General features: G+C 47.6%; 9 protein-coding genes. 4 read left to right on the top strand and 5 right to left on the bottom strand.

The window, feature by feature from the left end; genetic code table 11:
- Nucleotides 1–203, bottom strand: a 203-nt coding sequence (locus RMO52_RS10660; RefSeq protein ID WP_310413833.1) for a hypothetical protein, incomplete at its 3' end; no start/stop codon positions are given.
- A 57-nt stretch (nt 204–260) separates the two neighbouring features.
- On the opposite strand from RMO52_RS10660, the gene RMO52_RS10655 reads away from it, so the two are divergent.
- A complete protein-coding gene (locus RMO52_RS10655) occupies nt 261–3374 on the top strand; it encodes a hypothetical protein (protein ID WP_310413830.1) in 3114 nt (1037 codons plus the stop codon).
- Nucleotides 3375–3621: 247 nt separating this feature from the next.
- On the opposite strand, the gene RMO52_RS10650 is transcribed toward RMO52_RS10655, so the two are convergent.
- Complete coding sequence (locus RMO52_RS10650) at nt 3622–4248, bottom strand: hypothetical protein (protein WP_310413827.1); 627 nt, start codon at nt 4246–4248, stop codon at nt 3622–3624.
- Between the two features lie 221 nt (nt 4249–4469).
- On the opposite strand from RMO52_RS10650, the gene RMO52_RS10645 reads away from it, so the two are divergent.
- Entirely contained in the window at nt 4470–5600 is a 1131-nt protein-coding gene (locus RMO52_RS10645; protein ID WP_310413824.1) for a quinone-dependent dihydroorotate dehydrogenase, read from the top strand.
- Nucleotides 5601–5807: 207 nt separating this feature from the next.
- On the top strand, nt 5808–6179 hold the full coding sequence (locus RMO52_RS10640) for a response regulator (protein WP_309741413.1): 372 nt from the start codon (nt 5808–5810) through the stop codon (nt 6177–6179).
- A 45-nt stretch (nt 6180–6224) separates the two neighbouring features.
- On the opposite strand, the gene nspC is transcribed toward RMO52_RS10640, so the two are convergent.
- Nucleotides 6225–7382, bottom strand: a complete 1158-nt coding sequence (nspC, locus tag RMO52_RS10635; protein WP_309741415.1) for a carboxynorspermidine decarboxylase — start codon at nt 7380–7382, stop codon at nt 6225–6227.
- A 228-nt stretch (nt 7383–7610) separates the two neighbouring features.
- On the opposite strand from nspC, the gene RMO52_RS10630 reads away from it, so the two are divergent.
- Nucleotides 7611–8366 (top strand): GUN4 domain-containing protein, encoded by a 756-nt coding sequence (locus RMO52_RS10630; protein ID WP_309741416.1) that lies wholly within the window; start codon nt 7611–7613, stop codon nt 8364–8366.
- 167 nt (nt 8367–8533) lie between these two features.
- Here the strand turns inward: RMO52_RS10630 and RMO52_RS10625 are convergent, their stop codons facing one another.
- On the bottom strand, nt 8534–9976 hold the full coding sequence (locus tag RMO52_RS10625; protein ID WP_310413820.1) for an MFS transporter: 1443 nt from the start codon (nt 9974–9976) through the stop codon (nt 8534–8536).
- 209 nt (nt 9977–10185) lie between these two features.
- On the bottom strand, nt 10186–10410 hold the full coding sequence (locus tag RMO52_RS10620) for a hypothetical protein (RefSeq protein WP_310413817.1): 225 nt from the start codon (nt 10408–10410) through the stop codon (nt 10186–10188).
- Nucleotides 10411–10565 lie beyond the last annotated feature (155 nt).

Raw genomic sequence — 10565 nt, 5'->3', positions numbered from 1 at the left:
GTCGCAATTGAGAGCCGAAATAGTGTCGTCATCGCAAAAATGATTGTTGGCGATCGATGACAGGTATGGCATTCATTTTGGGCAATATAAGAGTACAACCTTGCATAATTAGCTACCGCTCGATCGCAGCCATGTCTGCTGCTGCGATCTCGGAATCCACAACCGCTACACAAATATTTGTCAACTCTATCTAGATCGAACACTTCCTGCCCATTCCGACAAACTGGGTAGACACGATCTCTCCCAATTCTGAGTAACCGATGATGAAGAACAAACCAAACCCCGATCGATCTCTTGTCCACTTCATCCTCAGAGCACAACAGCTAGCTAAGCAAGATGCTCGATCGGACAGAGGTTATGCGATGATGATCGTCTCGATTATCACGATCGCCATGTTTAGTCTGTTGGCGGTATACATGACGATGACCAACCTCACCAAGTCATCAACCAACGCCTATATCGATGGCACGAATACTTTCTATGCGGCTGAGTCGGGATTGAACAGACGCGCCGATCAACTTCGCCAAAAATTTGTCGGTTACACTCTCCCAGACAACAAAACTGCAACTCCCAACCCGGCAAATATCTCAAATTGCTTTTCGCTACCGCTGACTACTACGCCAACGGCTAACAACGACTTCGAGTGTCGGAACTATCCATTTCAATACAATAACAATATTGCTCAGACTACTAGTACCGATGGATCTGGCGCTATAGTTTTAAGCGAGCAAGATGGCGGTAGAAATAGCATTCAGTATACAGCCTTTACTTTCGTACAGGACAAGACGGATTATGTCGCAGGTTCGAGTCCACCAGCACCAGATCCTAAACTTATTCCTGCGGGGCAGACTTATGCGGGATTGAATGCTTTAGAATATCGCTACACCGTCTACGCTACGGCTGCTAAACCAAATCTGACAAATCCCAGCAACCCAGTTCAGAACAGTGATGGCAAGACTGTTTTGCAAATGGATTTCAAGAGTCGGATCGTACCGCTATTTCAATTTGCGGTGTTTTATGATGGTGACTTGGAGATGACCTCCACTCCGAGGATGATTCTCGGTGGACGGGTACATACTAATGGTAATCTCTATGCTCAAAGTACGGCTGCCAATCCGGCTGGGGCTGCTCCTTTAGGCGCAACTACCTATTTCAATGATAAAGTCACTAGTGCTGGGGAGATTTACGATCGTACCGATGCCTCTTTCTCATATCAAGGTCAACCTTTAAGCTCGCCGGGAACTGCGGCGGTGCGGGTGCTTCAGTCAGGCAATCCAATTACGAATAGTCCCCCACCTGTCTATTTCCCAGATAGTTATTTTCGGACGCGCTTGCTGGTTGGTACATCTCTTACCACTCCACTATCCAATGCAGAAATAGCTGCTTTTGGCGGTCAAGTTAAAGATGGTGTGGCTGGAGCCACAACTCTGAATGTACCCGACGCAGGATTTTTACGCAAACGTAATTATTATAACGATCGGGTCGGTAGATACTATGATAAGGCGGATATGCGGCTGGAAATGGTGCCCGATCGAGATGTTACGAGTAAAGCTACGACGCCGTGGACTCGCGACTCCAGCCGCATCCCGTTCAACTTTACATCGATCCAGACTGGTGGTAGTGGGGCTTGTACGACAGCGCCACCCGCACCAGGTAGCGATCCAGCCTCCACCTATGTCGATCCTACCAGAAACAATTTTGCGGCACTGCGTTGCAATATCTTTACCAAAGGTCAGCTCCAAAGTCTGCGTCAACCAGTGATGGTTAGGACTTATATCAAACAAACTGCTGCACTCCTTGGCGCTGAAAATACGATGTTAGGTAAGCCGACCGTCTTGCCCACACCACCGACATTGAGTAGTTCGACAAACAACAATGCAGTTCTCCGTGCGCTCCAACTCGCGCTAGTATCTACTCCTTCACCCGTTAATTACGCTACGCTCAACACAGCGTTCGACAATGGTGTGTATGGTGGAAACACTGGTGCCGTTGTCGATGGCTCTCTGAAAGCTTTTAAAGACACATTTACTACGCTCATTGATAGTACGCGTATTCCGACACTCACTGCCGCAGATCGAACGGCACTGCTGTCGGCATCTCCAAATGCGATCGCCGCACTTCGAGATGCTTGGTTTCTCCCCGCACCTGTCCAGCGGATCGAAAACGATAATTCGATCGTGCAAATCACTGCAAATCGCCGCAATAGCGGATTCTACGATAATCGCGAGCAGAGGTGGATGACGATGCTGCAAACCAATGTGCTCAGTTTATCAGTCTGGAATCGGGACGGTTTGTATGTCGAAGCTACAAACACCGATCTGACATTGCCTTACGCAACCACTGTCGCTCTCAAAGACGCGGCTTTCAACACTGGGATTGATAGTTTCGCTGATACTGTCAATGTGACGACGGGCTTGGCTTTTGCTAGAGCAGCCGCCGCTGGCACCATTAGACTGACTTCATTAGGATTGGGGAGCAGTGACACTACGGAGGGTGGGCTGGTGCTTCATGCTACCGTCAATGACGATCTCGATGGCAATGGATCGATCTCGGCGACCAACGATATCACTCCCGATACCACTGCGCCGATCTACCGCAAAAAACCTGACGGCACCAATAGTCTAGACACTAGTGGCAATCCGATCGTGATTGACTATCCCCGCAAATATCCCGGTGGTGCCAACGGTCAGAGTCCCTTTGGCTTTGCATTCAATGGCGGTGACTATTTGCCTGGAGCGCTAACGTTAGTCACAGATCGCGCGGTCTACATTCAAGGTAATTTTAATAATAATGGTGCAGCTCAACCTGCTACTGCTGTGAATGTGCCCAGCGTAGATCGGCTACCTGCGTCTGTAATGGCTGACGTAATTACGATTCTCTCCAATGAATGTCTGAGCGGTGTAGGTTCTGCAAATTTCTTGAACACGCCTGGTGGTCAGATTAGCTGTGGAATTCCCAACGCCTCGCATGGCTCGACAGTTAATTTTGGGACTAGCCGCTATATTGTTAGTAATCCGACGGCAGTAAATGCTGCCTTTTTGTCCTCGGTGATGAGTAGTTGTAATAATCTGGGCCTTAATCGTGCCTGTACGGGGCCGAAATATAGCGGCGGTCTGAACAACTACTACCGTCTACTGGAAGATTGGGGCACAAATACTGAATATTTCAACTATTATGGTTCCTTTGTAAGTGTGGGTAGACCTCTAGAGTCTAGCGGTCAGTGGATTGCTGGTGGAAGTAGTCCGGGAAGTTATGCTAACGTTCCACAACGGAATTTTAATTTCGATACTAAATTCAATAGCTTTTCCTTGCTACCTCCCCTGTCGCCAAGTGCGATCTATCTACAACAGGATGTCTTTAAACGTAATTATTAACCGACCGATCGAGATCTATAGATGTGTTTGCTACTCGCGCTCGACTCAATCGGGATTATCGAGCGCGATAATCCTCATTAGGGGAGAGACTCAAGATCGAGTCTCTCCCCTGGTTCTTTAGCTATAGCAACTGCCGCGCTAGCTTCGGACATACCCCCCGACTTCTTCAAAGAAGTCAGGGGTATTGCCGTAATGGTCGAGATGTCCTCATCGCCCCGACGGTTGCGATAACTACCGTCAAGAGCGATTAGAATTCAAACCCCACACCAAAGTTGACACCAGCATTAGGGCCGAAGTCGGTATTGTAACTGCTGACTAGTGCTACACCTTCAAACAAGTTGACATCCACACCGACGGTTGCGAGTAATCTGAAATCGCTATTGGAACTATACTGCACCCCACCACCAGCATGGAAAGTTACCACTGGGTTGCGCTCGAAGGGTTCTCGATCGCTAAACACAAAATCATAGGTGATGGGTAGTCGCACGATCGTCCCGTTACCGCCAAAAACGGCTGAAGGGCGCAGCGAATAATTTTCCCCAAATGCGAACCTGCTAATGACGCCAAAGGAACCGCTACCATTGCCTGTGGCAATGGCTGGGCCAAAATAATTGCGGGGAATTCTGGAGGGATAGCCGCTACCTGTATCGACAGTGCTCGGTGCTGGTGGAGCGGTTGGGGGCGGCGGTGTCGATCCACCGGGGAGTTCGGACTGGGCGATTTTGCGTGGTGCGGTGGGAGCTTGGATCTCGGGGCTAGTGAGTGGGGCGCGATTTTTCCAATTTGACAGCGCAATTTTGGAAAAGCTGCTAGTCTTTGGCGCTGTATGAATTACGGGCTGCGAGGGTGGAGCTGTTGTCGCAGGACTTGTCACGATCGGTGGGATGGGATGGATCACTGAATACTCCTCAAAGATTAAGTACTTTATTAATGACCGAATAGTCTAAATTCTGATATTTAGATCTAGACTGATAATTGATTATATAGTTTCTTCAAATCAAATCTGCGCGATCGCCATTTCGATTTCCCACCTGTTTACTTCCAATTGCCGCCACAGACTTCACAATAGCCAACCGTTTAGCCGCTCATAATACTTTGGATATCTATCAACTCGCCATTCGTCCGCTGTTATTTTCGGGTTTTAAAGCAGATCCAGAAGTCGTCCATCAGCGGTCATTAGCCCTGCTACACGCGATCGATGCGACGCCGACGGCTCCGCTAACCAAACTTGCTAAGGCGAGCTTGCAGCAGTATTTTTGTCGGACAGATCGACAGCTAGAGCAGTCTTTATTCGGGCTGAAATTTGCCAATCCGGTTGGTTTAGCGGCGGGTTTTGATAAAGATGGAATTGCCGCTGGGATGTGGCAATATCTGGGATTTGGGTTTGCGGAGCTGGGAACGGTTACTTATCATCCACAGCCGGGGAATCCCCAGCCGCGATTATTTCGATTGCCCCAAGATCGGGCGGCTTTAAATCGGATGGGTTTCAATAATTTGGGTAGTGCAGCGCTGGCGGAGGCTCTAAAACAGCGTCATGCTAACGATTTTACCATCCCGATCGGGATTAATTTGGGTAAGTCTAAGGTGACGCCTTTAGATGAGGCGGCGACTGATTATTTAGGTAGCTTCCAACGGTTAAAAGATTTGGGCGATTATTTTGTGATTAATGTGAGTTCGCCGAATACGCCGAATTTACGCGATCTCCAAGCGATCGAACCATTGCGGATTATTTTTGATACTTTACAACAAGAAAATCAAGGTCGAAAACCAATTTTAGTTAAGATTGCGCCGGACTTAGCATGGGAGGATATTTCCGCAGTAGTAGAGCTATCTCAGACATACCAATTAGCCGGAATTATTGCGACCAATACGACGATCGATCGATCGCAATTAACCACGAATTTTGTCACCGCTACAGGCAAAAAAGTTACTGAAGAAGCTGGGGGAATTAGTGGGGCACCAGTGCGTCAAAAGTCTACTGAAGTCATCCGGTTTATTTATCAGCAAACGGGTGGCAGCTTGCCCATTATTGGCGTGGGGGGCATTTTCACCGCCGATGATGCTTGGGAAAAGATTGCTGCTGGTGCTAGTTTAATTCAGGTATATACGGGTTGGACTTATAATGGACCGTGGATGGTCGATCGAATTTTAACTGGATTGTTAGCTAAATTAGAAGCGCGTGGATTGGCAGCGATCGCAGATGCAGTAGGAATTGGTGATGACTAAATCTCTAGCGATATTAACCTAGTTTTTTTGCTATACATTCGCTCGCGATCGACGGACAGAAATGTGTCGATGTAACTTTGTGCTTTATAATAAAGTAATATATGATTAATTTAGCTTTGAATTATTGGTAGCAGTTACTGGATAATTACGGTCGAGTTGAATTCGGTCTAATCGATCGATACTTTACTAGTCTGAAGAATCGCAGCAATGATTAAAATTTTAGTTGTCGAAGACAGTCAATCAGAACGGGAATTAATTACGCTCCTTTTACAAAACAATAATTATGAAGTTATTGCTACAAATAATGCTGAAGATGGCATAGAATTGGCTGTCAAGCACCAGCCAGACGCGATCGTCACAGACATTACGATGGAGGGAATTAATGGCTTTGAGTTTTGTCGGCTGCTAAAGGTTTACCCGGATACCGAAGAAATTCCGATTATTGCTTGTACTGCTCGCGATCGAGATTTGGATCGGATGTGGGGGCAAAAACAAGGGATCGACTTCTATCTGACTAAACCGTATTCTGAAGCAGATCTACTTAAGGCGATCGAAGCTGTACTTAAGCTTAGTAGTTGAATAGCCAGATACCCAACTAACTAGTACAGTCAGGTATCTGAAATACTAACCCAATCGCGAGCGATAGTCTTGATAAGAAAATTCACGCCATAACTCAAATTTACCGTCTTTATCGAGTCGTCCGATCGCGGGATGGACGACACCATTAAACATCGAAGTTTTCACCATCGTATAGTGCATCATATCTTCAAAGATCAGCCGATCGCCGATTGTTAACTGCCGATCGAAAGCGTAGTCGCCCAAAAAGTCGCCAGCCAGACAACTAGAGCCACCCATTCGATAGATTGGTTCGCCAGTTTTTGGCTCGCTTGCGCCGCGAATTGCGGGCTTATAAGGCATCTCTAAGCAGTCGGGCATGTGCGCGGTAAACGATAAATCTAGCATCACATTTACCACATCATCAGTTGGAATTAAATCCAACACTTTGCCAATGAGAAATCCGGTTTCCCAGACAATTGCCGAACCTGGTTCCATCCAGAGCTGAATGTGGGGATGACGCTCGCTAAAGGCATTTAGTACCGCGATCGCATGGTCGATATCATAATCTTTGCGGGTCATCAAATGACCGCCGCCGAAGTTTAACCACTTAATTTGCGGTAAAAACTTGCCAAATAATCTTTCGATATTAATAATCGTTTTTTCCAAAGCAAATGAATCGCTCTCGCATAAATTATGCGACAGGAAGCCATCGATACCCGCTGGTAAAGTATCGCCTAGCTGCGCTGCGGATACTCCAAGCCGAGTCGAGGGCTGACAGGGATTGTAGAGGGCGGTAGTGACGGGCGAATACTCTGGATTGATTCGCAGTCCGGCTGAGGGTTTGTGGGGCGTATGTGCCGCTAGCTGAGCGCGAAATCGATCGTACTGCGCGAGCGAATTGAAGGTCATGTGGGAAGCATAAGTCAGAATTTCGGGCACATCTTCATCCCGATAAGCTGGCGAATAAACATGTACCTCGCTCCCAAACTCCTCAGCGGCGAGTCGAGCTTCCCACAAGGAGCTAGCAGACGCACCCTGAAGGGTGGTGCGAATCTGGGGGAAACTCGGAAATAATGCAAACCCTTTGAGCGCGAGCATGATGCGAATCGGGGCAGCTTTCTGGACTCGATCGAAGATGCTAAGATTGCGATCGAGTAGTCGTTCTTCTAGTACAAAACAAGGCGAGGGAATAGTTGCGAGGATTTCGTCGTTAATTAGGGTCATGTTTACTCACAAAAAGGTAACTAAAAATTCGTAGATTTAACAGTGGGATCCTAGCAAATCTCGCAGCTAGATCTAGGCTGGAGAATAGTGAAAAATAAAGGTATAAAACGGCACAAAATCATGGAGACGATCGATAATCGATCGAGATTTGGGTATCCTAGATCTGCGATTGGCAGCAACAAGCGCGATCGCCAACTCGACCATTTATAGCTTAATCTAATTGCCCGTATGAAACCAGAGCTACACTACCAAGTGCTCGAACTCGAAGTTGGAGCCTCACCAGCGGAGATTAAGCAGGCTTATCGGAATTTAGCGAAAGTTTGGCATCCAGATCGGTTTGTGGGCGATGCCGTTTTACAACAGCAAGCACGAGCAAAGTTTCAGTTGATTAATACTGCATATGAGTTCTTGAAATCCGATCGATCTCTAGTTATGCAGCAAGTCCAGCCTGCTGACGATCGTGGGTCAACTTTTGGTGCTGGCACTCGCTTAGAAGAATTACTTAATTTAGGTAATTTTAAAGCAGCCGATCTGGAAACTAAACGCTTGTTATTATCATTAGCAAATCGCGAGCGAGAGGGCTGGTTATCAACCACAGATGTGCCGCACATTTCACAGCAGGCGTTGACTGAGATCGATCGATTGTGGGTTACAGCCAGTAATGGGCGCTTTGGATTTAGCGTGCAGCGCGATTTGTGGCAGCAGCTTGGCTGTAAGTCATCGGGAAATATGCACGCCCAAACAATTAGTGAAAATAAGTTTGGTGAATGTGTGCGGTGGCGGGTTGGTGGGAGATGGTTATCGGAATGGGATGACTTTAATTGCGATCTGAATTCGCCGCCAGGAAGTTTACCCAGAGCCTATATTTTTGGGTTGAATGGTTGGTGGAGTTTTTCACAGGGTTGGACGGGATACTTTTTATTAAAGTTTGATGAAGTGTTCCTCCAGTTAGCTAGTAATACCGATTCCAATTTAAAGAATTAAAGCTATGGATCTTTACCCCACCTAGCATCCCCTTTATAAGCTACGGTGTATACACACGTCGGTTGGACTTCGTTTTGAGATCTAAATCCCCCAACCCCCTTGAAAAGCGGATGCGCGTTCGTCGGGTTTCCCGACGGATTAGCGCACCAAGCAGGGGGCTTTTGAATTCATAGTGAATCAGAACGTTTTAGCAATCGTGCTAACCAGGTAAATTCTAGTAATTGAAATACAGAGCGTTCGCCCGCTGGTTGCAGGAAAATCATCGGCAATAGAGATAATAACCGGAGGATGCTGGAAATCACAAATAAACCCGTCAATCCACCGACAATTTCCCAGCTAGCCACCGTACCGCCCACTAAGGTACCCAAGGAACCACTAATCCCACCCATCGCGGCGATAATGCCAAAGTACTGGGCTTGATGATGCTCGTGAGCGATTTCGATCTGGAGATTATTTAAGCACAGATCGATCGCGGCACTAGCACCACCATTGAGAATAAATAGCAGCGGTAAACCCACCCACAACGAGAGTGAATCTGTGCCGATTCCCAGCCACAACACGGGTAACAATGCCATGACTAGTCCCATGCCAATCAGCGGAATCTGGGTGCCAATTCGATCGCTCCAGCGACCAAAGGGAATGAGTAAAGCCAGATTAGCCGCCGATGTCAAGCTATTGTAGAGCGTTACCCAGCTCACATCGATCGCGAGATCTTGAAGCAGGTACAGGTTAAAAAATGGCGCGCTGAGATTGAGCGAAAACATCCAAGCACTAAAACAGATCGTAAATCCCAAAAAGTAGCGATCTTGCAGGATCGTCTCGATCGCGTCGGAGATCTGTGGTGCGGCAAATTCAGCCTCTGGAGCCACTGAAGTTGCATTTCCCTCAAAGTTCTCAGGATTGGCGACAGCCAGCCTTGGCGGACTAACATCGACCATTTGCCATTGATACACCATGCTGACAAACCCAGCGATTATCGCTACTCCTATCGCGATCTCGTAGGCTTCAATTTCACCTCGGGGATAGTTAGCAACCCAGAAACCTGCCAGCGCCACCGCGATGAGACTAGTCAGATTAGAGACAGTATTGCGAATGCTAAAGTAGCGACCGCGCAATTTACTCGGGACTAGCGCTGCCATCCAACTCAACCAGGTGGCGCTCCCCAACCCGCCGAGGAGGTGGCTCACGGCGACTACCACCATCGTCCAGATGACCATCGTGCGATCGTCGAGCAGATGCCGAGTATATAAGCTAATCCCCAGCGCCAGTAATACCCACGCAAATCGGGCGGGGATATTGACACTCGAACAGTAATTGCGCCGACTGTTCGATCGAGCGCCCCACCAGGCTCCCAGCGGTTGGACGACATTGGCTAACATCGGAATGGCGGCTAAAATACCGACTTCAAATGAATTTGCCCGCAAATCGACCAGGAAATTGCTCAGCAACACGCCGCTGGTGAGGTTAGAATAAATAGCGGCAAATACCCCATCGATCGAAGACGCAATTAAGCTTCGGCGAATCTCAGGAGTGGGAATCCGGGCGATCTCAATGGATGTTTTGGTCTCTAATTTGATGGGCGGATCGTCGATCGGATTTAGACCTACCACAAGTTACCTCGATAGCGTTCGGGTGGGGCAAAGAGTATAGAGCAATGTTTGGAGTTTAACGCGCTATTTGCCTGTAATCGTTCTATCGATCGGATGACACTATGGCGATCTTCGCGATCGCTGCAACTGCTCGGTACTTGGGGGCTAGTCTCGATCGAGTGGGTTTCATACCAATATTTTGTAGCTCAAAGAAGTACCTGAGATCGCCACTAGGCATCGATGCCATCTCCTACGGTGACATCCCATAACTTGCTTTCAGCTTGATATTCAGGATCTCCGGCTAATTCTGTATAGGCATCAGCCAGCTCTTGTAGCAACTTGTTCTTTTTGGCTTGGGACAGTATTTCATTGATAAATTGGCTGCGATTTTGGCTCGACCGATCTACAAATTCCAGGACATCTTCATCGAGAGTAATGCTGACTTTCGCACTCATAACTAAATCTTACTTAAGTAGGTAGATGCAATTATTTATAAGATAGATTATGTCTGGAACCTAGCTGGTGGGCAGCGATTCGCGCCCTGGAGGTTTCCTCCAGATCGAGCGAATCAAGACAGTGCCCACCCTACACGATATCTTATATTTAATTA

It is taken from the genome of Chamaesiphon sp. OTE_8_metabat_110 (genome assembly GCF_031382685.1).
In the GTDB taxonomy this organism is placed as follows: Bacteria; Cyanobacteriota; Cyanobacteriia; order Cyanobacteriales; family Chamaesiphonaceae; genus Chamaesiphon.
This window is presented reverse-complemented; position numbering and strand designations above follow the sequence as displayed.